Annotated in this window: 21 protein-coding genes; 12 read left to right on the plus strand and 9 right to left on the minus strand. The window is 63.2% G+C overall.

Annotation, left to right across the window (positions count from 1 at the left end):
• Window positions 1-194 precede the first annotated feature (194 nt).
• Window positions 195-659: a GNAT family N-acetyltransferase gene (locus B2W55_RS25550; RefSeq protein WP_024580257.1), complete on the plus strand. Its 465-nt coding sequence runs from the start codon at window positions 195-197 to the stop codon at window positions 657-659.
• Window positions 660-756: 97 nt separating this feature from the next.
• Here B2W55_RS25550 and B2W55_RS25555 read toward each other — a convergent pair whose 3' ends face one another.
• Entirely contained in the window at window positions 757-891 is a 135-nt protein-coding gene (locus B2W55_RS25555; RefSeq protein WP_256372060.1) for a hypothetical protein, read from the minus strand.
• Between the two features lie 83 nt (window positions 892-974).
• Here B2W55_RS25555 and B2W55_RS25560 point away from each other — a divergent pair, with 83 nt between their 5' ends.
• The 5 genes from B2W55_RS25560 (at window position 975) to B2W55_RS25580 (ending at window position 6,422) form a co-directional block, all read left to right on the plus strand.
• A complete protein-coding gene (locus B2W55_RS25560; protein ID WP_029878945.1) occupies window positions 975-2,564 on the plus strand; it encodes an ABC transporter substrate-binding protein in 1,590 nt (529 codons plus the stop codon).
• A 56-nt stretch (window positions 2,565-2,620) separates the two neighbouring features.
• Window positions 2,621-3,556 carry an ABC transporter permease gene (locus B2W55_RS25565; RefSeq protein WP_024580255.1) on the plus strand — a complete coding sequence of 312 codons (936 nt, stop codon included), beginning with the start codon at window positions 2,621-2,623 and terminating at the stop codon, window positions 3,554-3,556.
• A gap of 64 nt (window positions 3,557-3,620) precedes the next feature.
• Window positions 3,621-4,442 carry an ABC transporter permease gene (locus tag B2W55_RS25570; protein WP_024580254.1) on the plus strand — a complete coding sequence of 274 codons (822 nt, stop codon included), beginning with the start codon at window positions 3,621-3,623 and terminating at the stop codon, window positions 4,440-4,442.
• Window positions 4,439-5,419: an ABC transporter ATP-binding protein gene (locus B2W55_RS25575; RefSeq protein ID WP_024580253.1), complete on the plus strand. Its 981-nt coding sequence runs from the start codon at window positions 4,439-4,441 to the stop codon at window positions 5,417-5,419. The genes B2W55_RS25570 and B2W55_RS25575 overlap by 4 nt, the downstream gene beginning before the upstream one ends.
• Window positions 5,412-6,422, plus strand: coding sequence for an ABC transporter ATP-binding protein (locus B2W55_RS25580; protein WP_024580252.1), 1,011 nt, complete (start codon window positions 5,412-5,414; stop codon window positions 6,420-6,422). The genes B2W55_RS25575 and B2W55_RS25580 overlap by 8 nt, the downstream gene beginning before the upstream one ends.
• A 63-nt stretch (window positions 6,423-6,485) precedes the next feature.
• Here the strand turns inward: B2W55_RS25580 and B2W55_RS25585 are convergent, their stop codons facing one another.
• The gene (locus B2W55_RS25585; RefSeq protein ID WP_244442166.1) at window positions 6,486-7,190 is read right to left on the minus strand and encodes a TetR/AcrR family transcriptional regulator; all 705 of its coding nucleotides are present in this window, start codon (window positions 7,188-7,190) and stop codon (window positions 6,486-6,488) included.
• Window positions 7,191-7,344: 154 nt separating this feature from the next.
• Here B2W55_RS25585 and B2W55_RS25590 point away from each other — a divergent pair, with 154 nt between their 5' ends.
• The 3 genes from B2W55_RS25590 to B2W55_RS25600 are packed head-to-tail and all read left to right on the plus strand — an operon-like array spanning window position 7,345 to window position 10,970.
• Window positions 7,345-8,502 (plus strand): HlyD family secretion protein, encoded by a 1,158-nt coding sequence (locus tag B2W55_RS25590; protein ID WP_100555233.1) that lies wholly within the window; start codon window positions 7,345-7,347, stop codon window positions 8,500-8,502.
• Window positions 8,499-9,995, plus strand: a complete 1,497-nt coding sequence (locus B2W55_RS25595) for an MDR family MFS transporter (RefSeq protein WP_024580249.1) — start codon at window positions 8,499-8,501, stop codon at window positions 9,993-9,995. Before B2W55_RS25590 ends, B2W55_RS25595 begins: the two co-directional genes overlap by 4 nt.
• Window positions 9,996-10,028: 33 nt before the next feature.
• On the plus strand, window positions 10,029-10,970 hold the full coding sequence (locus B2W55_RS25600; RefSeq protein ID WP_024580248.1) for an aldo/keto reductase: 942 nt from the start codon (window positions 10,029-10,031) through the stop codon (window positions 10,968-10,970).
• 104 nt (window positions 10,971-11,074) lie between these two features.
• Here B2W55_RS25600 and B2W55_RS25605 read toward each other — a convergent pair whose 3' ends face one another.
• The gene (locus tag B2W55_RS25605) at window positions 11,075-12,217 is read right to left on the minus strand and encodes an epoxide hydrolase family protein (RefSeq protein ID WP_024580247.1); all 1,143 of its coding nucleotides are present in this window, start codon (window positions 12,215-12,217) and stop codon (window positions 11,075-11,077) included.
• 270 nt (window positions 12,218-12,487) lie between these two features.
• Between B2W55_RS25605 and B2W55_RS25610 the strand changes: the two genes are divergently transcribed.
• Entirely contained in the window at window positions 12,488-12,916 is a 429-nt protein-coding gene (locus B2W55_RS25610) for a hypothetical protein (protein ID WP_145987249.1), read from the plus strand.
• A gap of 47 nt (window positions 12,917-12,963) precedes the next feature.
• Here the strand turns inward: B2W55_RS25610 and B2W55_RS25615 are convergent, their stop codons facing one another.
• The 5 genes from B2W55_RS25615 to xoxF5 all read right to left on the minus strand — a co-directional run bounded on the left by B2W55_RS25615 (window position 12,964) and on the right by xoxF5 (window position 18,197).
• A complete protein-coding gene (locus tag B2W55_RS25615; protein ID WP_024580245.1) occupies window positions 12,964-13,917 on the minus strand; it encodes a hypothetical protein in 954 nt (317 codons plus the stop codon).
• Between the two features lie 123 nt (window positions 13,918-14,040).
• Window positions 14,041-14,604, minus strand: coding sequence for an S-(hydroxymethyl)glutathione synthase (gene gfa, locus B2W55_RS25620; protein ID WP_024580244.1), 564 nt, complete (start codon window positions 14,602-14,604; stop codon window positions 14,041-14,043).
• Window positions 14,605-14,637: 33 nt separating this feature from the next.
• A complete protein-coding gene (locus tag B2W55_RS25625; protein ID WP_024580243.1) occupies window positions 14,638-15,747 on the minus strand; it encodes an S-(hydroxymethyl)glutathione dehydrogenase/class III alcohol dehydrogenase in 1,110 nt (369 codons plus the stop codon).
• A gap of 46 nt (window positions 15,748-15,793) precedes the next feature.
• Window positions 15,794-16,270 carry a c-type cytochrome, methanol metabolism-related gene (locus tag B2W55_RS25630; protein WP_029878943.1) on the minus strand — a complete coding sequence of 159 codons (477 nt, stop codon included), beginning with the start codon at window positions 16,268-16,270 and terminating at the stop codon, window positions 15,794-15,796.
• A gap of 124 nt (window positions 16,271-16,394) precedes the next feature.
• Window positions 16,395-18,197 carry a lanthanide-dependent methanol dehydrogenase XoxF5 gene (gene xoxF5, locus B2W55_RS25635; RefSeq protein ID WP_024580241.1) on the minus strand — a complete coding sequence of 601 codons (1,803 nt, stop codon included), beginning with the start codon at window positions 18,195-18,197 and terminating at the stop codon, window positions 16,395-16,397.
• Window positions 18,198-18,618: 421 nt separating this feature from the next.
• On the opposite strand from xoxF5, the gene B2W55_RS25640 reads away from it, so the two are divergent.
• Window positions 18,619-19,593: a helix-turn-helix domain-containing protein gene (locus B2W55_RS25640; protein ID WP_024580240.1), complete on the plus strand. Its 975-nt coding sequence runs from the start codon at window positions 18,619-18,621 to the stop codon at window positions 19,591-19,593.
• A 30-nt stretch (window positions 19,594-19,623) separates the two neighbouring features.
• On the plus strand, window positions 19,624-20,010 hold the full coding sequence (locus tag B2W55_RS25645) for a YkvA family protein (RefSeq protein ID WP_024580239.1): 387 nt from the start codon (window positions 19,624-19,626) through the stop codon (window positions 20,008-20,010).
• 41 nt (window positions 20,011-20,051) lie between these two features.
• Here B2W55_RS25645 and B2W55_RS25650 read toward each other — a convergent pair whose 3' ends face one another.
• On the minus strand, window positions 20,052-22,487 hold the full coding sequence (locus tag B2W55_RS25650) for a TonB-dependent receptor (protein ID WP_024580238.1): 2,436 nt from the start codon (window positions 22,485-22,487) through the stop codon (window positions 20,052-20,054).
• Between the last annotated feature and the right edge of the window lie 31 nt (window positions 22,488-22,518).

A 22,518-nucleotide genomic window follows, 5' to 3' on the forward strand; every position in this document is an offset into this window, starting at 1 on the left:
AGCTTATCGCCGCCAGCGTGATCGTTGCGATCATTGCATTTTGCAGCGGGTATCTTTGGGCGATTGCCCGCGATGTCAGGTCCTCGAACAAGCGGCAGCGGAAATGATCTGGTCGCGCTTCAGTTTCCCGGACGGCCATGGTCTGCCCGGAAAACCGCTTCGCACTTTTCCGGATCATGGCTTAAGGTCGCCGGATGGACATGCTCGTCAAGCTCTACGCCCTGCCCGATTCCCGGCTCGCCTACGATCGGTTGCAGCAGGCCGGGATTGTCATGCGCCGTGCGCTCGCCCCCGAGAAGCACAAGGTCACGGCCTGGGTGCGGGAGACCTTCAGCGAGGCATGGGCCAGCGAAACCGAGGTCGCATTCAGCCGCCAGCCGGTCTCCTGCTTCATCGCGATCCAGCACAAGAAGATCATGGGGTTTGCCTGCCATGACGCGGCCTGCCGCAACTTCTTCGGTCCAACCGGTGTCGCGCCGAAGTCGCAACAGAACGGGATCGGCAAGGCGCTGCTGTTCGCCTGTCTTGAGGACATGAAGCACCAGGGCTTCGGCTACGCCATCATCGGCGGCGTCGGGCCGGCAGACTTCTATGCGAAAGCCGTCGGCGCGGTGGCCATCGAAGGCTCCGCGCCGGGAATTTATCGGGGACTGCTCTAGTTCGCGGGAATGGTGGGTTTGTTTAACCCCACCCGCCGCGTCGGCCCTCTCAAAATGGACACGGCTTCGCGAATTGAGGGCGGAGCCCAAAATCCGTTCAATCACAACCGTTTACATACACGTAAAAGTTGCGCGTCGGTCCACGCCCCAGCCCGATGCGCTCCGACTGCTGCGCTTCCATGATCCCACGCATCGCATCGCGACCGCGCAAATATTTGGTGCCGGTGGTCATCGACGCGACATCAGGAGCTTGCGCTTGGCATGCTGCCGATGATCAACTCGCTGATCGGAACGCTTCTGCATCGTTGGGGAAACATGATGTTCAGGATGATTGCGATCGCGGCCGGTCTGGGGCTCGCACTCGTCGCTGCGGCGGCGGCCCAGACACCGCGCAAGGGCGGGACCATTCGCATGACGGCGCCTTATGGTTCCAGTTTCACCAGCATGGACATCCACACGACACCGCGTGCGCAGGACGAAATCTACGCCAAAGGCCTGCACCGGTCGCTTTACATCTGGGACTCGACCGAGGGCAAGCCGGTGCTGGAACTTGCCAAGGAGGTCGTCGTTTCGGGCGGGGGTCTCGTCCATACCTTCAAGCTGCGCGACGACGCCTACTTCCACAACGGCCGCAAGATGACGGCGGACGACATCATCTGGTCCTACAATCGCATCATGGACGGCACCAAGGCCTATCCCGGCGCCCGCTTTGTCCGCATCATCGAGGGCGCAGCCGAGGTCGAGAAGGGCCAGGCCAAGGAAATTTCCGGCCTGAAGAAGATCGACGACTTCACCCTCGAGATGAAGTTGACCGAGCGGGTCGATCCCGCCTTCTATTTCTTCACCGCGCTGACTTCGATCTATCCCGCCGACGAGGGCGGCAAGGAAAGCTTCCTCCAGAAGCCGATCGGGCTTGGCCCGTTCAAGTTCGTCGAGCACGTGCCGGGATCGCGCATCGTGCTGGAACGCTGGGACCGGTTCTACAAGCCCGGCAAGCCCTACGCCGACAAGCTCGTGATCTCGCTGATGGGCGAAGCCGCGGCACGCGACGTCGCCTTCCGCAACAAGGAGATCGACACTTCGGTGCTGGGGCCAGCGCAGTATGTCGCCTATCAGGCCGACCCCAACCTCAAGGGCACCATCGTCGAGGTCGCCGAGGTCTTCACGCGCTACATGGGGATGAATCCGGCGTTCAAGCCGTTCGCCGACAAGCGGGTCCGGCAGGCCATCAACTACGCGATCGATGCCGATCTGATCATCAGCAAGCTCGTCAAGGGCAAGGCCTATCGCGCCACGAGCTGGCTGCCTTTGACCTCGCCCGCCTACGACAAGACGATGAAGCCCTACCCCTACGATCCCGCCAAGGCGAAGCAATTGCTCGCCGACGCGGGTTATCCCACCGGCTTCGAATTCGAATGGACCACCAGCCAGAATGAGAGCTGGGGCCTGCCGATCGTCGAGGCCGCGATCCCGATGCTCGACAAGGTGGGCATCAAGGTGAAGGTCAAGCAGGTCGAGACCGCGGTGCTGACGGAGCTCATTCGCAAGGGCGACTTCCAGGCCTTCATCTATTCGCAGGCAACCGGTCCGGATCCGCAGGCCGCGCTGAAATGCTTCCACTCGGCGACGCCGCAATCGGCCTGCAATTATACGACCTTCAAGAACGCCGAGTTCGACAAAGCGATCGATGAAGCCGGGCAGACCGACGATGCCGCAAAGCGCGTCCAGCTGCTGCAAAAGGCCAATGCGCTGCTCCGCGAGGAAGCCCCGATCTGGTTCTTCAACTACAACAAGGCCGTCATGGCGGTGCAGCCCTGGCTCAAGGGAATACAGCTGGACGCGACCGAACTGACCCATCAGAACGTCGAAGACCTCTGGGTCGACGAGACCTCGCCCGCGAAGTGACAAGTGCCATGCTCCTCTATCGCAACAAACGATCGAGGCAGTGAGGAAAGCGACCCATGCTGTCGTTCGCGATCCGTCGAGTCTTGCAGACCATTCCGACCGTGCTGGCCGTCGTGCTGCTGATCTTCGTGCTGTTCAGCGTCGTTCCCGGCAGCATCGCGTCGAGCATGGGCGACGACGGCCGGGGCCCTACGGACCCGCAGGTGGTCGAGCGCATGAAGAAGCAGCTCGGCCTCGACGATCCCATCCACGTGCGGTTCGGCGCCTATATCGCCAAGCTCACGACCGGTGATTTTGGGACCTCGTTCCGGACCCGCGAGCCGGTCACGACGATGATCGCCAAACGGATGTGGCCGACGCTGCAATTGATCTTTGCGGCGCTGGCATTTGCGGTTGCGGTCGGCGTACCGCTCGGCTTCGTCGCGGCGCTGAGGCCAGGCAGCATGGTCGACACCATCTCGATGGTGCTGGCAGTGTCAGGCCTATCGATGGCCAAATTCTGGCTCGGGCTGCTGCTGATGTACCTGTTCGCATTGAAGCTCGGCTGGCTGCCGAGTTTCGGCTATGGCGACGGCGGGCTCAAATATCTGCTGCTGCCCGCCGTGACGCTCGGCGTCTCGCCAATGGCGCTGCTGGCGCGGACGACGCGGGCCGCGGTGCTCGAGATCATGACCGCGGATTTCGTCCGCACCGCGCGCTCGAAAGGCATGAGCGAGACCCGGGTCGTGACCTGGCACGTGATGCGCAATGCCCTCGTCATCATTCTCACGGCGATCGGCCTGCAATTCGGCGTTGTGATGGGGCAAGCGGTCGTCGTCGAGAAACTGTTCTCCTGGCCGGGCATCGGCTCGCTCCTGGTCGACAGCGTCCTGCAACGCGACATTCCCGCCGTCCAGGGCACCATTCTCGTGGTGGTGCTGTTCTTTCTTGCCGTCAATACGCTGGTCGACCTGCTCTACGGCGTGATCGATCCCAGGATCAGATACGCATGAGCGGCAGCCGGTCTCATCACACTCTTGCACGATCGACCGTGCAGCCTGCCCCGGAAAGGCTGCGATGAAGCTTGGGACCAGCGCGATCATCGGCGGGCTGCTGTTCGCACTGGCGATCTTCGTCGGCCTGTTCGCACCTTGGCTGGCGCATACCGATCCGGTCATGGGCGCCAACCTGATGAATGCGGAGGAGCCACCGAGCTGGGTGTGGTGGTTCGGCACCGATGCGCAGGGCCGCGACATCTATTCCCGCGTCGTGCACGGCGCGCGCATCTCACTGACGGTCGGCATCGTCTCGCAGCTCGTCAACAGCGTCATCGGCGTGACGCTGGGCTTGACCGCCGGCTATTGGGGCGGCTGGTGGGACGATTTCGTCAACGGGCTGACCAATGTCATGCTCGCGATCCCCTCGCTGATCTTCGCACTGGCCATCATGGCGGTGCTCGGACCTGGCCTGACCAGCCTGCTGATCGCACTCGGACTGACCAACTGGTCCTTCACCTGCCGGATCGCACGGGCCTCGACGCTGTCCCTCAAGAGCCAGGGCTATGTGCAGGCAGCAAGGGTGCTCGGCTATGGCGATCTGCGCATCATGATCACGCAGCTGCTGCCGAACATGATCGGTCCCATCATCGTCATCGGCACGCTCGGCATGGGCGGCGCGGTGCTGGCCGAAGCCTCGCTCTCGTTCCTCGGCCTCGGCATCCGTCCACCCTATCCGAGCTGGGGCAGCATGCTGTCGGAGGCCCGCGACCAGATCACCACGGCGCCATGGCTGTCGGTATTTCCGGGCCTTGCGATCTTCCTGACGGTGCTCGGCCTCAATTTGCTCGGCGACGGCTTGCGTGACGTGCTCGATCCCCAATCGCGGAGCCGGCGCGCATGACGACCGCTCCGCTGATCGAAGTCGAGGAGCTGCGCATCGATCTCGATGGCGGCGCCGGGCGTGTCGCGGCGGTCGAGGGCGTTTCATTCCGTATCGATCGCGGCGAGACATTCGGACTGGTCGGCGAGTCCGGCTGCGGCAAGAGCATCACGGCGCTCGCCGTTATCGGCCTGCTGCGTCGGCCGCTCTCGATCGCCGCCGGCGTCATCCGCTTCGACGGCCGCGAGATCCAGCGGCTGCCGGCCGCCGAACAGCGCGCACTGCGCGGCAACCGCATCGCCATGATCTTCCAGGAACCGATGACGGCACTCAATCCAGTCTCGCCGGTCGGTCGACAGATCGCGGAAATGTTCGTGCTGCACAAGGGCAAGAGCTGGCGCGAGGCAAACCAGCTCGCCGTCGAAGCGCTGGCGAATGTCCGCGTCCCCGCGCCGGAGCGGCGGGTGAAGGATTACCCGCACCAGCTTTCCGGCGGCATGCGCCAGCGTGTGATGATCGCGATCGCACTGGCCTGCGATCCGGATCTTCTGATCGCCGACGAGCCGACCACCGCGCTCGACGTAACAGTTCAGGCCGAGATCATCGAGCTGATGCGCAATCTGTGCGCCGAGCGCGGCACCGCGATCCTGATGATCAGCCACGATCTCGGGCTGGTCGCCAATGTCTGCCGTCGCGTCGGCGTGATGTATGCCGGTCGCATCGTCGAGGAGCGCCGCTCCGATGACATCTTCCGCGCCGGCGCGCATCCCTACACGCAGGGCCTGGTCGATTCGCTGCCGCGGCTCGGAAGCCGCGCGGCGCTTGGCCGGTCTCGGCTCAAGGAAATCGCTGGAGTCGTGCCGGCGATCGCGGATTTCCCGGCCGGCTGCCGCTTCAATCCGCGTTGCGCCCAGGCGACCGAGATCTGCCGGACCACCGTGCCGGAGACGACGTGGCTCGATGCAGGCGGACTGGTCAGGTGTCACCATCATGCCTGAACCCGCGGTGAAGCCTGACGACGACGTCATCCTCAGCGTGGAGGATCTCGCGGTGCATTTTCCGCTCGGGGGTGGCTTGCTCGGCGGCGGCCGGCGGCTGCTGCGCGCGGTCGACGGCATCGATCTCGAGCTGAAGCGCGGTGAGTGCCTCGGCCTGGTCGGCGAATCCGGCTGCGGCAAGTCGACCGTTGCCCTCTCGCTGCTTGGGCTCCTCGCACCGACGCGGGGCAGGATCGTGCTGGACGGCCACATCGTGACGGAGCGGCGATCGATCGATCGAAAGCGATTGGCCCGTATCGCCCAGATGGTGTTTCAGGATCCCTACGCCTCGCTCAATCCACGCCAGACCGTCCGCCGCACGCTTGAGGACCCGCTGCGCCTGCATGGCGTGACGGCACAGAGCGAGGTCGATGGACGCATTGCCGAGATGCTCCGGCAGGTTGGCCTGCGGCCGGAACAGGCCGGCCGCTACCCGCATGAATTTTCCGGCGGCCAGCGCCAGCGCATCGGTATCGCCCGCGCGCTGATCCTCAATCCGAAGATCGTCATCTGCGACGAACCGGTCTCTGCGCTCGACGTCTCGATCCGTGCCCAGATCATCAATCTGCTGCTGGAATTGAAGGAAAGCCTCGGCCTCTCCTACATCATGATCAGCCACGACCTCGGTGTGGTCGAACATATGAGCGACAGGGTCGCGGTGATGTATCTCGGCCGCATCGTGGAGACCGGCGGCTGGCGCGACATCTTCGAGCGACCGGCGCATCCATATACGCAAACCCTGATCGCCGCGATCCCTGATCCGCTGCGCCGGGCGCCGCTCGCGACGACGAAGGGCGAGCTCCCCAATCCGCTCGATCCACCGGACGGATGCGCATTCAGTCCGCGCTGTCGCCATGCCGAAGCGGTCTGTCAACACGAGCCCCGGCCGTCGCTTGAAACGCGTCCGGACGGCCACGCGGTCCGGTGCTGGCGTGCCGACGAGATCGCCGGTCGGGCGCGCTGACTTCATCGCGCACCGGTTCGCAGCGGAGCCATCCGGTAACAGCACGGACGCCCGCGTCCCCGTTCAGCTCACCTCGACCGGGCACCCGCAGATCACGCCCACCGCCTTCCGCGCAACCTCGCGCAGCTCGGCGCGGCGGGCGCCGGCACGGGCGCGAATGGCAATGCTGTGCATGGTCGCAGACGCGAGGATCGCCAGCGCTGCGGGATCGGCGTCGGGCTCGAGTTCGCCTCGCTCGCGCGCGGTCTGGAAACGTGCCTCGAAGTCGGCGTCGATCGCATGGAGGCCCCGCGCAACATTGCTCCGGATCGCGGCATCTTCAACCGATTCAACGACGGCAGTACCGAGCACAAAACATCCCCGTGCGCTGCCTCTGCCGGAAAAATAGATCGACAGCGCGGCATCGTAGGCCAGCATCAGCGCTTCGGCCAGCGGACGGTTCTCCCCCAGCGCCTCGCGCGTCGCGGCCAGGCTGATCTCCCAATAGCGGTCCAGCGCTTCGAGATAGAGCGCATGCTTGTTGCCGAAGGCGGCGTACAGACTCGGCGGATTCATGCCGGTCGCGGCAGCGATGCTGTCCAGCGAGGTGCCGGAGTAACCGGACCTCCAGAACGTTTCGGTCGCCTGCTTCAGTGCCGCCTGTGCGTCATAGGCCTTCGGCCGCCCTCGGCGGGCCGGACCTGGATTGCCGTCTTTTCCTGCCATAGCGCAAACACCCTGGTTGCCGCGTGCATCACCCGTATTTGTATACATCGTTACAAAAATCAACAGCCAGCCAGCTTGATCGCAGAGCTCGCTTGTTTTATTTTGTATGAATCGTTACAAAATTAGCCAAAGGAAGGGCTCCACGATGCGCTTCGATTTTTCACGGTTTTCCAGGTGGTTAGGCGAACACAAGGCGCTCCGCCCAAACGCGGCGGCGATGCAACTTGTCTCCGTCGCGACAACAGCAGCTGGGACGCGGTTCGATGGCGAGGTCGAGCGCCCGGCTTTCGACCGCGCGACCGTGACGCCCACCTGGCGCTTCAGGGAACGGCTGCGGCGGCCGCTGATGCTTGCGGTGCCGGTGATTGCGGCCGCATTCGGCGCCACCGCGTATCTCGCCGAGGAGTCCTACGTCTCCACGGACAACGCGTTCGTTCGCGCCGCGAAGATCACTGTCAATGCCCGCGTCTCGGGCCAGGCCGTCGAAATCGACGTGCGCGACAATGAGCGCGTCCGTCAGGGCCAAGTGCTGTTCCGGATCGATCCGGAGCCTTATCAAATCGCAGTCGACGAGGCGGAGGCGCGGCTCGGCGGCGCACGCCTCCAGATCGACGCGTTAAAGGCGACCTACCGCCAGCAACAGGCCGAATTGCAGTCGGCCCAAGATACGGCAGCCTTTGACGAGCGCGAGTATGAGCGCAAGAAAGCGCTGGTCAGCTCCGATTTCACGCCCCGCGCGGTCTACGAACGCGCGGAGACCGATCTCAAGGTCGCCCGTCAGCGCGTCGCATCGATCCAGCAGCAGATCGCCAACACGGTGGCTGCGTTGGATGGCGATGCCGACATCGCGATCGATCGCCATCCGACGGTTCGCGCAGCCAGGGCCCAGCTCGACCATGCGAAGCTCGATCTCTCCTATGCGACGGTAACCGCGCCTGACGACGGCGTTGTCACCAGAGTGGACGATCTCCAGATCGGCAGTTTCGTCAACCCTGGCGCGCCGGTGTTCTCGTTGCTGTCGAGCCGGCGGATCTGGATCGAGGCCAATTTCCGCGAGACCGGGCTCACCCACATGCGCCCCGGGCAGGACGCGACGATCGACGTCGATGCCTATCCGGGCCGCAGATTCAGGGCCCATATCGTCAGTATGAGCCCGGGCACCGGGTCCGACTTCTCGGTGCTGCCACCCGAGAATGCGACGGGAAACTGGGTCAAGGTGGTGCAGCGTCTGCCGGTCCGCCTCGAGCTGGACGAGATCGATCCGAGCCGGCCGCTGTTCTCCGGCATCAGTGTGACCGCGCGCGTCGATACCGGTTTTCGCCGCAGCTGGCGCCACCCGCTCCACCTCGCTGACGCAACGGAGGCCGCCAAATGAACACCGCGATCCCCTACGCTGCCGGGCGCGAAAGAAACTACATGCTCCCGCTGGCGGCGCTCACCGCGACCTACATGCAGGCCGTCAACATCTCGCTGCCGAACGCGGCCCTGCCGCACATCCAGGGCGCCCTGTCGATGGGCGATGACGAGGTCGGTTGGGTGTTCTCCTCCTACATCGCGGCGAGTGCGGTCGCGATGTCCATGACGAGCTGGCTCGCCGGACGCTATGGGCGGAAGGCGCTCTATCAGGTGGCACTCGTCCTGTTTGCAGCCGGACTTGTCCTCGATACGCTGGCGACGACATCGCTGCAATTCGTGTTCGCGCGGATCCTGCAGGGAGCTGCGAGCGGGCCGCTCGGCCCACTCTCGCTCGTGGTCCTGCTTGAGACGCAGCCGCCGGCGCAACACGGCCGCGTCAACCTGCTGTGGTCATTGTGCTTCCTGATCGGCATCAGCAGTGGGCCGAGCATCGGCGGCTGGCTCAGCGAATATCACGGCTGGCGCTCGATCTTTGATGTCAGTCTCCCGGTGACCGCCTTCATCTTCGTCGCGATGACCTTGCTGCTCGAGGAGAAGCGTGCGGACCGGCCGCGTCCGTTCGACTTCTTTGGTCTCGCCACCTTCTCGATTGGCATGATCGGCCTGCAGATGTTGCTCGACCGCAGCGAACGGCTGGATTGGTTCGCCTCGACCGAGATCTGGATCGAGGCCAGCGCTTCGGTGCTCGGCTTCTATCTCTTCATCGTGCATGTCCTGACCACGAAGGCGCATTTTCTCCGCACCGCATTGTTCAAGGACCGCAACCTCGTGCTTTCGACGGTGATCTCCTTTGCGCTCGGTTTCGTGCTGCTGCCGACCCTGGCCTTGACCTCGCCGATGCTGGAGGAATTGCTCAACTATCCGGTCGACACCACCGGCTTCATGACCATCCCGCGCGGTGTCACGTTGGTGGGAACGGTCGTGATGACGAGTCTGGCTCCCGTCCAGATGGACTACCGGCCCTTCATGCTCGGCGGAATGGCGCTCGTCGTCTACGCCAACTGGATGATGCTCGGCTATTCGCCGGCGATGGACTGGCAGGCGGTGGTCCAGACCGGTGTTCTTCAGGGTGCCGGTCTCGGTATGCTGATTCCTGCGCTTGGCAGAGCGGCATTCGGCACTCTCGATCCGAAGCTGCGCGCGGAGGGCGGCGCGCTGCTCAACCTGTCGCGGCTCTACGGCAGCACGATCGGCATCGCCGTGGTGCAGATATTCTTCTACAACAACACCCAGGCCATGCACGCAGCCCTCGCCCGTGACCTCACGCCATACCGGGCCGCAGCGCACCTTGCGGGTTCGATCGCGGCGCCAGGCCTTGCCGCGCTCAACGGGTTGGTGACCCAGCAGGCGGCCGTGGTCGCGGTGATCGACCAGTTCGAAATCCTGATGTTTGCCATGCTGGTCGTCAGCCCGCTGGTGCTGTTTCTCCGGAAGCCGCGGCCCGCCAACTAATCCCCATCCACCCTGCTAACAAGGAGCTTGAACATGACGACGCCGAACGCATTTCGCGATACGCGGATTACCCTCAACCACGGCAGCGGTCATATCCCCGCCGTCGGATTTGGTACCCTGATCCCGGATCCTCTCGCAACCCGGCAAGCGACCAAGGCCGCACTGGAGGTCGGGTTCCGACATCTCGATGCAGCCGAACGCTACCGCAACGAAGCAGCGGTTGGCGACGCGATCCAGGACGCCTTCAAGGCCGGAATGGTTCGGCGCGAAGAGCTCTTCGTCACGACGAAGCTGTGGAACACCAATCATCGCCCGGAGCGCGTCAGGCCTGCGTTCGATGCCAGCCGGCAGCGACTGCAACTCGACGATATCGATTGCTATCTGATCCACACGCCGTTTGCCTTCCAGCCCGGCGACGAGCAAGACCCGCGGGACGAGCGCGGTCAGGTGATCTATGATCGCGGCGTGACGTTGGCGGAGACGTGGCAGGCGATGGAACGCCTGGTGGACGACGGCCACTGCAAGGCGATCGGCCTATCAGACATCACGCTGGAGAAGCTGCGCGAGATCGTTGCAGTGGCCCGGATCAAGCCCGCTGTGGTCCAGGTCGAGGCGCATCCCTATTTGCCGGAATGGGAGCTGCTCGAATACTGTCGGCAGAATGGCATCGTGCTGCTGGCGTTTGCCGCGTTGGGACATGCCATGAAGCCAAACCTGCTGGAGGATGCGGTCATTGCCGACATCGCACGTCGCGTCCACAAGACGCCGGCCCAGGTTGCACTGGCCTGGGCGGTACAGCGCGGCACCGCTTTCCTCACCACTTCAACCAATCCGCAACGCATCCAGGCAAACTTCGACATCACGACACTGCCCGAGGACGCGATGCAGGAGATGCGTGACCGCATCACCACGAATGTCCGTTTCAATTCGGTGGTGCGGACCGGCGTGCCCGGATTCATTCCCGCAACACGGTGAAGCGGGTTCTGCGCGACCGAACAGCGGAGCCAAGGGCTGATGGAGGGAGCAAGCAGCGCTCCCCCCGCCTTCTTCCGTGAACCGGTGTCGACTTCGCCTGGGATTTAGCGCAGCTTCCCGAAAAACTCCCGCACCTCGCGCACGAACAGCTCGGGCTGTTCGAATGCCGAGAAATGTCCGCCCTTCGGCATCTCGTTCCAGTGCTGGATGTTGGTGAAATTCGTCTGCATCCATTTGCGGACCGGCGTGACAATTTCCTTGGGGAACACGGCGACGCCGGTCGGCACGTTCACCTTGTGCGGGGTTCGCTTGCCCGGCCCGAAGCTCTCCCAGTAGAGCCGCGCCGACGATGCGGCCGTTTCTGTGACCCAGTACAGCATGACGTTGTCGAGCAACTCGTCGCGGTTCAGGATATTTTCCGGATGACCGTCGCAGTCGGTCCAGGCCCAGAACTTCTCCAGGATCCAGGCCGCCTGCCCGCTCGGCGAATCCGTCAGCGCGTAACCAAGCGTCTGCGGCCGGGTCGACTGCTGCTTGGAATAGCCGGAATCCCAGTCTGCATAATACTTGATGCCGTTGAGCGCGCGAGCCTCCTCCGCCGTCGGCTGCCCCTCGACATTGGGCCGGGTCGACATCGCAAGCGTGATGTGGATGCCGGCGCAGTGTGCCGCGTCCTGCCCGCCGATTGCCGTCGTGACCGCGGAACCCCAATCGCCGCCTTGCGCGAAATAGCTGGTGTAACCCAGCCGCTCCATCAGGACGGCCCAGGCCTTGGCGATGCGATCGACGCCCCAGCCGGTCGCAGTCGGCTTGGCCGAGAAGCCGAAGCCCGGCAATGACGGACACACCACGTGAAAGGCATCCGACGCGCTGCCGCCATGCGCAGTCGGGTCGGTCAGCGGGTCGATCACCTTGTGGAATTCGACCACCGATCCCGGCCAGCCATGGGTGATGATCAGCGGCCGCGCCTCCGGATGCTTCGAGCGGGCATGGATGAAGTGGATGTCGAGCCCGTCGATCCCGGTGATGAACTGGCTGAAGCGATTGAGCCGCGCCTCGCGCTGGCGCCAATCATAGGTTTCCGCCCAATACTGGCAGACGTCCTTGATCCATCGCAGCGGCGCGCCCTGGCTCCAATCGTCGACCAGTTCGGCCTCCGGCCAGCGGGTGCGGCGCAGCCGGGTGCGCAGGTCCTCGAGGACATCGTCGCCGACGGCGATGCGGAACGGGCTGATGGCGGTCGTCATGGCGTCTCCCCGGGACAAAAAGAACATTCCAGGAAGATAGGGCCGCGCGGGTCGCCGATCAAACCCGCGTCGGACCATTTACCGGCGAGCGTTTTGGCCGGGTCCAGGCTACCGCATCGACGCCTGCACGAACCCTGCACGACAAACCTCGAATCCTGCACGACAAAATCGACCATTGGCATCGCCACATTGCTAAGGCAAAGGCGACAATCGATCGACCTGAATATCGCAGGCGATCGAAGCACCCATGTCCCAGCGATGGAGCTTGTTGTGGTATTCTATCTGACGAGCGTCCAGGATACCCAGGATGTGCTGTTGAAGTTGGGATTGCCGCTGATCGTCGCGTTCCTCGCAGGGTGGATCATCACCAAATTTTGGCTGAACAGATCAGGCATCGAATCAGCTGGATTCTCAGCCGCCGCTACCGCCGCTCTATTTGCCCCTGTATTCCTCGCGACCTACTTTTTCATCCTGCAAGCCATCGTGCAGGACAGCTTCGCCGACCGGGTCGGCCTTGCCATACTTTTTGCGGTACTCTTGGCCCCGACCCTTCTGCTCGTTCCGGTTGGCACCATTTCTGTTATTAGGGCCCGACGACGGCAGAGGTCGCTCCACAACTGGTTGGTTCCTTCCGCACTTGCGGCCTGGTCGATCTTGCAGGTCGGATGGCTTTGGTTCGTATTCGAGTACGCCGATTGAACATGCCCTCGCTCTGCACCAGCGCAGGTCCGCCGCGCCGCACTCGACTACCTGCCGATCGCCGTCTCCAGTAGTGACTGCGCCTGTTTGGTGGCTGCGGCGAAGGCCGGCTGCTGTGGCGCCTGCTGGACGAAGCAGCGTTTGAAGGCGTCGTCGCCCTGCTGACGCAGGTCGCCGAGCTTGTCATAGGCGGCCTTGCTGATCTGCTTGCGCTCGAGCTTCCCGGCTGCCACGTCGGCCTTCGTGTTGTAGTCGGCGCGAATCGCGGCGCAGGCCGGCACTTGCACGGCCGGTTCGATCTCACCATAGGCGATATAGAACTTGCCGTTGGCGAGAACAGCGACAAACACCTCGTCAGCTGCCTCGGGGGTCGAATCCTGGGTGCGGCCGGCCAGGAAACCGTAAGTCAGGCTCGCCGCCGACGGCTTGGCGACCGGCAACTCGTTGAAATTGATCACGGCCGCATCGGTCGAGATCGCCTGGGTGTAAAGGCCCTCGAACTTCAGCGCCGGCTCGATCTGCTGCGGCACGTTCTTGCTGCCCTTGTCCCACCAGCTCTTGTGCGCGTGCAGCCAGCGGGTGAACAGCGTCTCGGTGGTGACGACGATATGGGCTTTCGGCTCGACGAAGCTGCCGTCGGCACGCTTCTCCCCGATCTTTGCGCCGTCCCTGCCGCTGTCGGCATCGAAGCGCAGACCGTCGAGCATGCCGAACCCCATATCACCTTTATATAGAGTATCGAGGTTGAGCTGGGCTGGTGCAAAGCCCGGCCGGGCGGTCTCGGACAGGATCGCGGTCAGCTGCCCCTTGAGCTCGTCACGCGCAGCAGCCTCGGCTTTATCGACGGCCTCGTTGATCTTGTCGTCGTTCGACAGTTTGGCGAATTTGGCAATCGCAGCGTCGCGCGCGGCGATGTAGCGGTCCTCCGGCGATGCAGCGCGAGCCGGCGAAAGGATCAGGATCGGGGAAATAACGAGGGCAAGGCGGAAAACAAAATGCATGCCCTGTGGTCGCCCGCAGGGCATGCAAGGTTCAAGGTCACGGGTAAGATCAGCATATCCTTCGCCGGCAGCTCTCTGCCGGCGCAGGATCTCGTTGTGTCAAGCCGCCATTCAGGTGGCCACTCAGGCCGCCTTGGCCTTCGCCACGTGGGTGGCGATCGCATCCATCAGCGGCGGCGACAGGCAGTCGTAAGGTTCGAGCCCAAGCTCCTTCAGGCGCGACCTGATCCCGGCCATGTCGGCCGGCTTGACGCCGGATTCGATCACCGACGAGACGAAGGCGGCAAATCCCGGAGCGGCCGAGCCTTGCTCCTGGAACAGCTCGGGATGGATGAAGTCGAGGCCATAGAACGGATGGCCCTTGTTCTCGATCCGGCCGTACATGTGCGTACCGCAACCGGTGCAGGCGTGGCGCTGGATCACCGCGGCGGCATCCACGATCTTCAGCTTGTCGCCGTTCTCGAGCACGGTGACGTTCTCGCGCGGGACCACCGCCACCACCGAGAAGGTCGCGCCCGACGGCTTCCAGCACTTGGTGCAGCCGCAGGCGTGATTATGGGCGACGTCGCCCTTGATCCCGACCTTGACCTTCTTGTCCGCGCATTTGCAGACCAGCGTGCCACCGGCAAAGTGGCCGGAGCCCTGCTTGACGCCATTGTCGACTGATGGGTGGATATGAACAGTCATTGGTCTATCCTCCTGGTGCTTGGTGTTTTGATCTCAGAATACGACGACGGAGCGGATCGACTTGCCCTCGTGCATCAGGTCGAAGCCCTTGTTGATCTCGTCGAGCTTCAGCACGTGGGTGATCATCGGATCGATCTGGATCTTTCCGCCCATGTACCAGTCGACGATCTTCGGCACGTCGGTGCGGCCGCGCGCGCCGCCGAACGCGGTGCCCTTCCAGACCCGGCCGGTGACCAGTTGGAACGGACGGGTCGCGATCTCCTTGCCGGATTCCGCAACGCCGATCACGACCGAGACGCCCCAGCCGCGATGGCAGGCTTCCAGTGCCTGCCGCATCACATTGGTGTTGCCGGTGCAGTCGAACGTGTAATCGGCACCGCCGTCGGTGAGCCCGACCAGGTGCTGCACGATGTCGCCGCCAACCTTGGTCGGATTGACGAAATGCGTCATGCCGAACTGCTTGCCCCACGCCTCCTTGGAGTCGTTGATGTCGACGCCGATGATCTTGTCGGCGCCGACCATCTTGGCGCCCTGGATCACGTTCAGCCCGATGCCGCCGAGACCGAATACGACGACGTTGGAGCCCGGCGTCACCTTGGCGGTGTTGACGACCGCGCCGACGCCAGTGGTAACGCCGCAGCCGATGTAGCAGCTCTTGTCGAACGGCGCGTCCTCGCGGATCTTCGCCACCGCGATCTCCGGCAGCACGGTGAAGTTCGAGAAGGTCGAGCAACCCATGTAGTGGAACACGGTCTTGCCCTTGTAGCTGAAGCGCGAGGTGCCGTCCGGCATCACGCCCTTGCCCTGGGTGGCGCGGATCGCGGTGCACAGATTGGTCTTCTGGCTCAGGCAGCTTTTGCACTGGCGGCATTCCGGCGTGTAGAGCGGGATCACGTGATCGCCCGGCTTCACCGACGTCACGCCGGCACCGACCTCGCGAACGATCCCGGCGCCTTCGTGCCCGAGGATCGAGGGGAAGATGCCTTCGCTGTCGAAGCCGTCGAGCGTGTAGGCGTCGGTGTGGCAGATGCCGGTCGCCTTGATCTCGACCAGCACTTCGCCGGCCTTCGGGCCTTCCAGATCGAGCTCGACGATCTCAAGCGGCTTCTTTGCTTCGAATGCGACTGCGGCGCGGGTCTTCATCTTGGTCTCCAAAATCCTTCACAGGTTGCCATTCGCGCCGGACCGCTCACTTCTTGTTGCCCATGCAGGCGTCTTCTGCCTTTGCGTAGGCATCCGACTTGTCCTCGTGCTTGGCCGGCCGTACGCGCCCAACCGCATCAGTGGAACGAGCGCGCAGATACACATAGATGTCGTCCATGTAGCAGGCAACATTCGGGTTATCGCCGAACGCCGGCATGACGTTTTCCTGCGACGTAGAGACGTTCTTGCGTCCGCTCGCGACCACGCCGAGGAAGTCGGCGTAGTTCATGCTCTTCAGCGAATCCTTCAGCGCCGGCGCGTAGGTCGAGCCCATGCCATCGGGTCCGTGGCAAACATGGCATTCCGAATGGTAGCGGCGGTAACCGGAGTAGGTGTACCAATCCACGGTCCCATCGGGTGCAACCTTGTAGGTCGGGTTGCCGTCCTTATCGAGATATTTGCCGTCCTCGGACTTGACCGCGGTCGGGTCGCCCGGAGCTTCGGCGGAGGCAACTCCTCCCATTGCCACGACAAAGATCGCGGCAGTCACAAACCAGATCTTACGCAAAGCCTGTCCTCGCATGCGGATTTGAAGACGGACCGGCGCATGGAGATCGCTCCATGCGCCGGAACGAGGTGAGGTCAGCTCACTGCGGCAGCGAGAACACGGTGAGCGTTCCACCGAGCGCGGTGTAGTTGCTCAGCGCGGCATAGCCACCGACTGCACCGAGGCCAGCCGTCGGGTCAGTCAGGCCGGCCGCGAGGCCGATGCCTGCCCAACCGCCCACACCCGACAGCACGGCGATGTACTGCTTGCCGCCATGTTCATAGGTGGTGACGTTGCCGATGATGCCGGACGGGGTCTTGAACTTGTAGAGTTCCTTGCCCGTCTTGGCGTCGACAGCCTTCAGATAACCTTCCAGCGTGCCATAGAACACCACGCCGCCGGCAGTCGCGAGCGCACCCGACCAGACCGAGAACTGCTCCTTGTTCGACCAGACGATCTTGCCGGTCTTGCCGTCCCAGGCGATGAAGTTGCCCATGTTGGTCTCGCCGGGAGGCGGATACATCGACAGCGTCGCGCCGACATAGGGCTGACCTGCGGTGTAGCTCACCTTGAACGGCTCGTAGTCCATGCAGACGTGGTTGGTCGGCACGTAGAACAGTTGCGTCTCCGGCGAGTAGGCTGCCGGCTGCTCGTCCTTCGAACCGAGCGCTGCCGGGCAGATGCCCTTGACGTTGTGGTCCTCACCGGCCTTGTCGGTCGACGCTGCATCGAGAACCTTCGGACGACCATAGGTCGGCGAGTTCTTGTCCATGTCGACGCCGGAGGTCCAGTTCACCTTCGGATCGTACTTCTGGGCGACCAGCAGTTCGCCGGTGGCGCGATCGAGCGTATAGCCGAGGCCGTTGCGATCGAAGTGGGTGAGCAGCTTGCGCGGCTTGCCGTCGATCGACTGATCCGAGAGGATCATCTCGTTGACGCCGTCATAGTCCCATTCGTCATGGGGCGTCATCTGGTAGACCCACTTGGCGACGCCGGTGTCCGGGTTACGCGCCCAGATCGTCATCGACCATTTGTTGTCGCCGGGGCGCTGCTTCGGATTCCAGGTCGAGGGGTTGCCCGATCCGTAGTAGACGAGATTGAGTTCCGGATCATAGGAGATCCAGCCCCAAGTCGCGCCGCCGCCGATCTTCCACTGATCGCCTTGCCAGGTCTTCAGGCTCGAGTCCTTGCCAATCGGCTTGCCGAGCTCGGTGGTCTTGTCGTCGACCAGGATCTGGTCATCCGGACCTTCCGAGAAGCCACGCCAGACCAGCTTGCCGGTCTTGAGGTCGTAGGCCGTCATGTGGGCCTGGACGCCGAACTCACCGCCGGAGATTCCAACCAGGACCTTGTCCTTGATCACCATCGGCGCCGATGTGCCGGTGGCTCCCTTGGCAGGATCACCGTTCTTCACGCTCCACTCCACCTTGCCGGTCTTCGCATCGAGCGCAACCAACGTGGTGTCGGCCTGATGCAGGATGATCTTGCCGTCACCGTAGGCGACGCCGCGGTTGACGGTGTCGCAGCACATCACCGGAATGACGTTCGGATCCTGCTTCGGCTCGTACTTCCAGACGATCTGATTGTCCTTGGAAAGGTCAATAGCATAGACCTTGTTCGGGAACGGCGTGTGGACGTACATCATATTGCCGATGATCAGCGGGCCGCCTTCATGGCCGCGCAGCACGCCGGTCGAAAACGTCCAGGCGACCTGCAACTTTCCGACGTTCGAGGCGTTGATCTGATTCAACTTCGAATAGCGCTGATTGGCGTAGTCTCCAGTCGGCATCACCCAATCTTTCGGGTTCTGCGCCATCTTGTGGAGTTCGTCATTGGCACTGGCGGCTCCGACGGCCAACACCGCCATTGCCCCAACACCGGTCGCGTAAAGCAACTTGCGCATCGTGGATTCCTCCCAGGTTCAAGAGCTCAAGGGTTTCCGCCGAAACGGCCCCACTTCTTCGATTTTGGTTCCCGACTCGTAATCCGATCGGCCCCTGCTGACTTGCCCAAAAGGGAAGAGCCATTTGCTCGAAAGCGAAGCTGCATCAGATTTTTGCGAGCCACGCCCCGATCGGTGGTAATGGTTGCCGCATGTTGCAGGGCATCAATCGCAGGTTGGCGCGATGCGAATGCCGGATTTGACGCGTGCTAAGGTTGCGCTTGACGTGCCCAAAACTAAGTCGGAGGATCACCCGACTTTAACCGGGAAGAAATCCCGCCGGCTCCCTAAGCCGTTCAGAATCAGGGAGAAGGCGCATCATCCCAGGCCAGATTGAGCTCGGTGAGCAGTCACGTTGGGGATCGAATCGGTGGCTGGAAAGATGACCGATACAGTCCATTCACTCAGCACGAACGGATTGACGCCCAAGCGGCAGATCCAGCGCTGGTCGGATGCGCTCACTGACCTGTGTGGTCAGTTCGACGTCGATGCGCTCGAGGGATCTTCGCTCGAGGGCCGGATCAATTTCACCACCGTCTCGCGGTTGAAGCTGTGCCAGATCGAGGCAAGTCAGCACCGGATCGCGCACACCATCTCGCGCATCCGGCTGAGCGAGCACCCCTATATCAAGATCGTTTTCCAGACCCACGGCGTCTCGCATTTCGAGCAGGACGGGCTCCACTTCGACATCGTGCCCGGCGACTGCTTCGCCTACGACGTGTCGTGTCCACATACGATCATCAGCCCGTCCCTGACCCGCCACGAAGTTGTCATCGTGCCGAAGGACCTGCTCAAGGAGCGCGGCTTCCAGCTCTCCAAGATGGCACCGTGCAAGCTGTCGGCGCGCAACGGCACCGGGCGTATCGCCTATGATTTCGTCCACGCTGCCTTTGGCGAGGCGCCAACGTTGACCCCGGTCAACGCGGTCGGCGTCGCCGATGCGCTGATCGACCTGCTGCTGCTGCCGCTGCGCGAGACCGGCGCGATGTTCGATCGCGGCAGCGCCGAGGCAACCTACGTGCGGGCCCAGGGCTTCATCCGTGAACATCTGCGCGATCCCGACCTCTGCATCGACCGCATCTCCGCCGCGCTCGGCTGCTCGAAGCGCTACCTGCACATGCTGTTCAGCGATCGCGGCATGACGGTCAGCGACTACATCTGGAAGGCCCGGCTGCAGAACTGCCGGCAGGAGCTGGAGACGCAGAACGGCAAGACCATCACCGATGTCGCGTTTTCCTGGGGTTTTTCGAGCTCGTCGCATTTCAGCCGCGTGTTCCGGAAGTATTTTGGCATCGCGCCCTCGTCGGTCCACAAGGGCCTGCACGGCGGCGTGCCAGTGGACGTGGTGCTCGAATAGCACCTCCAATCATCGTTGCCGGCATCGCCAGTGACGCTTTCCCGCATCCGGGCCTGGGCCGGTCGCCTGAAACGCGACGGCTATGCGGTTTACCTGGCGTCCCGCGATCCGCGGGTCCCCTGGTACGCGAAGGCCGTTGCCGTCGCCGTGGCCGCCTACGCGCTCTCGCCGATCGACCTGATCCCGGATTTCATTCCCGTTCTCGGCTATCTCGATGATCTGATCCTGGTGCCCGCCGGGCTCTGGCTTGCGATTGCGCTGATCCCCGACGAGGTGATGACCGAGTGTCGCGCACAAGCCGATGCGGCTTTGCAGCGCCCGGCAAGCCGGGCAGGATTGATTGCGATCATCCTGCTGTGGATCGCAGGCGCGGCTGTGCTGGCATGGGCCGTACTCCGCCGCTGGGCGATTGCGTAGAGGGTCTTGACGTCACGTCACGCCGGCTTGGCCGCAGGCACTCAGAATGTCGCCTTCAAGCCGGCATAGATCGCACGCGGCCGCGCCGGACTGAGCGAACGAGGATCGGTGAAGGGCGCGCCACCATTGGCAAAGTTCGGCAACTGACCCGTGTCGAAGAAGGTGCCGTAGGTCGAATAGCGGTTATCGAAGATATTATCGATGCGGCCGAATATCTGGAAGGTCTTGTTGATCTGATACGAGGCGTGGGCGTTGAACACCGCATAGGACGGCAGCTGCGGAGCCTGATTGGATTCGTCACCGACGAGATACTGGCTGCTGACCCAGATCGCATCGCCACCGACCTTGAGCTGATCCGTCACGGCATAGTCGATGCCCGCCTTGACGCGGTGGCGTGGAATCGCCGGGATCACGTTGCCGGGCAAGACCTGGATGTTGCCGTTGGCGTCTGCGAACGGGCTGTTGGAACCGAGCGCCAAGGAATCCAGGAAGCGCGCGTCGATGAAGGAATAGCTGGCATAGACCTGCATCGTCGACGATTTCAGGTTGATCTCGGCCTCGATGCCTTGCCGCCGCGTATCGCCGACATTCTGAAAATAGCCGAACCCTTGCAGCACCGGGCTCGGAATATCGAGGATGTCGTCGGTGTTCTTGGCGCGGAATCCGCCGAGCTTCCAGCTCAGGGTTCCGATATTGAGCTCCTTGGTCCCGCGCAACCCGGCTTCGACGGTGTGCGATACCACCTGCTTGAGGTCGGGATCGGAGACCAGGAAGCTCGCGATGGTGCAGGGATTGGCCGGATCGGCGCACCCCAGTTCCAGCGGCGTCGGCGCGCGGTTCGCCTCCGAATAGCCGGCGTAGAAGGTCAGTTCCGGCGTGATCTTGTAGGTGCCGCCGATCACCGGATTGAACCGGTCGTAGTTGTGGTTGCCGTTGAGCGCGGTGCCAAGCTGGTCTTGCAGGTTGATATTGGCGGTGTTGAACCGACCGCCTCCCGTGATCGAGAAGCGGTCGGTGACGTCGAACGTGTCGAGCGCAAAGACGCCGATATACTGGTTGGTGGCGCGCAGCGAGACCGGTCCATCCGTCACCGGCGAGCCGGACGGTCCGAGGAAGATACCGCTGCCGTTGAGGACGTAATCCGGACCGAAGGTGCCGAGCTCGGCGCTGGCATTGAACCAGGTGACGCTGGTGTCGATGCTGGTGCCGATTGTGAAGTGATTGCCGTGGCCGAACAGTCTGTCGTCGTTGGTCGCCTGCAACGAGAGCCCGGCCGTCGTCGAGCGCGTCGAGGTCCGGTCGTTTTCGCCCAGGAATGAACCGTCGGGGAACGGATTGCCGAGTTGCACGCCGTTCAGGCCGACAGCCGGCGTCGAAGTATCGCCGAAGCAGAGCAGCGTCGGGTCGTCGCAGGGCTGCGTTCCGGTCGGATTGCCGTCCTGGGTGCTCTGCTTGAAGAAGCGCAGATGGGCGGCGCCTTCGATGGTCCAGGTTGGCGTCGCCTCGACCTTGCCGGTCAGGTTGAAATAGCCGACCTGGTTGTGCGACGTCTGCGGCGTAGTGTAGGTCGCGCCCCAATATTGCTGCAACAGTTCCGCCGGCACCGTCGCCGAGGCGCCGAACTTGTTGTCGGCGACGCCCATATTGAGGTGGAATTCGCTGGCGTCGTTCTTGTAGGCGATGTCGCCATAGAAGCGCCTGATGTCGGCCTGCGAGAAGTTGCGGAAGCCGTCGTCGTGCACGCCTTCGAGCGCGCCGTAGACGGCATAGTTGGTGTCGATCGTCTTGCCCCACTGGCCCGAGCCCTGGATGCGGCCGAACGACCCGCCCATCACGCTGAGCTCGGTGCCTTGATAGCTGAAGCCGTCCTTCATCCGAAGATCGACCGCGCCACCGAGCGCATTGAGACCGAAGGCAGGATTGTTGGTCACCACGGTGACCGACTTGATCGCCAAGGTGGGGATCAGGTCCCAATTGACGGTGTCGCCGAAGGCTTCGTTGATGCGGACGCCGTTCTGATAGACCGCAAGCCCCTGCGGAGTGCCCGACACGGGGGACGCAACGAAGCCGCGGAATTCCAGGTTGGGCTGGAACGGATTGCCGGTGACCTCGGAAATGTTGACGGAGGGCACGCTCTGCATCAGCGCGTCGGTGATATTGGGCGATCCGGTCCGTTCGATCTGCCGGCTGTCGACAACGTTGACGCTGGCCGGAACCTTGTCGGCATCGATTTCGGAGGCCGACGAGGGAGAGGCGGATGGCGAGGTCGGTATCACGACCCTTGGCCGGGGACGCGCAACGCGCGCCGCCTCGCGTGAACGACCGCGCTTCTGGCCTTCGCCACCCGGCGATGTCACCTCGACCGGCGGCAGCGCCTGGACCTGCCCGGACGAGCTTTGAGCGAAGGCGACGTCTCTGCCAGCCAGCACACTTGTCGCCGCAATGGATGCGACCACCGCAATTCGCACGCCGCCCATCTGACCCACCCATCACCGACTGGTCTTGTTG

It is taken from the genome of Bradyrhizobium sp. UBA2491, assembly GCF_002341725.1.
In the GTDB taxonomy this organism is placed as follows: domain Bacteria; phylum Pseudomonadota; class Alphaproteobacteria; order Rhizobiales; family Xanthobacteraceae; genus Bradyrhizobium.

Bases quoted from the DNA above. Each gene is read 5' to 3' on its own strand.
- B2W55_RS25550 (WP_024580257.1), top strand. From the start codon at position 195: ATGGACATGCTCGTCAAGCTCTACGCCCTGCCCGATTCCCGGCTCGCC.
- B2W55_RS25555 (WP_256372060.1), bottom strand. From the start codon at position 891: ATGACCACCGGCACCAAATATTTGCGCGGTCGCGATGCGATGCGTGGG.
- B2W55_RS25560 (WP_029878945.1), top strand. From the start codon at position 975: ATGATGTTCAGGATGATTGCGATCGCGGCCGGTCTGGGGCTCGCACTC.
- B2W55_RS25565 (WP_024580255.1), top strand. From the start codon at position 2,621: ATGCTGTCGTTCGCGATCCGTCGAGTCTTGCAGACCATTCCGACCGTG.
- B2W55_RS25570 (WP_024580254.1), top strand. From the start codon at position 3,621: ATGAAGCTTGGGACCAGCGCGATCATCGGCGGGCTGCTGTTCGCACTG.
- B2W55_RS25575 (WP_024580253.1), top strand. From the start codon at position 4,439: ATGACGACCGCTCCGCTGATCGAAGTCGAGGAGCTGCGCATCGATCTC.
- B2W55_RS25580 (WP_024580252.1), top strand. From the start codon at position 5,412: ATGCCTGAACCCGCGGTGAAGCCTGACGACGACGTCATCCTCAGCGTG.
- B2W55_RS25590 (WP_100555233.1), top strand. From the start codon at position 7,345: ATGCAACTTGTCTCCGTCGCGACAACAGCAGCTGGGACGCGGTTCGAT.
- B2W55_RS25595 (WP_024580249.1), top strand. From the start codon at position 8,499: ATGAACACCGCGATCCCCTACGCTGCCGGGCGCGAAAGAAACTACATG.
- B2W55_RS25600 (WP_024580248.1), top strand. From the start codon at position 10,029: ATGACGACGCCGAACGCATTTCGCGATACGCGGATTACCCTCAACCAC.
- B2W55_RS25605 (WP_024580247.1), bottom strand. From the start codon at position 12,217: ATGACGACCGCCATCAGCCCGTTCCGCATCGCCGTCGGCGACGATGTC.
- B2W55_RS25615 (WP_024580245.1), bottom strand. From the start codon at position 13,917: ATGCATTTTGTTTTCCGCCTTGCCCTCGTTATTTCCCCGATCCTGATC.
- gfa (WP_024580244.1), bottom strand. From the start codon at position 14,604: ATGACTGTTCATATCCACCCATCAGTCGACAATGGCGTCAAGCAGGGC.
- B2W55_RS25625 (WP_024580243.1), bottom strand. From the start codon at position 15,747: ATGAAGACCCGCGCCGCAGTCGCATTCGAAGCAAAGAAGCCGCTTGAG.
- B2W55_RS25630 (WP_029878943.1), bottom strand. From the start codon at position 16,270: ATGGGAGGAGTTGCCTCCGCCGAAGCTCCGGGCGACCCGACCGCGGTC.
- xoxF5 (WP_024580241.1), bottom strand. From the start codon at position 18,197: ATGCGCAAGTTGCTTTACGCGACCGGTGTTGGGGCAATGGCGGTGTTG.
- B2W55_RS25640 (WP_024580240.1), top strand. From the start codon at position 18,619: ATGACCGATACAGTCCATTCACTCAGCACGAACGGATTGACGCCCAAG.
- B2W55_RS25650 (WP_024580238.1), bottom strand. From the start codon at position 22,487: ATGGGCGGCGTGCGAATTGCGGTGGTCGCATCCATTGCGGCGACAAGT.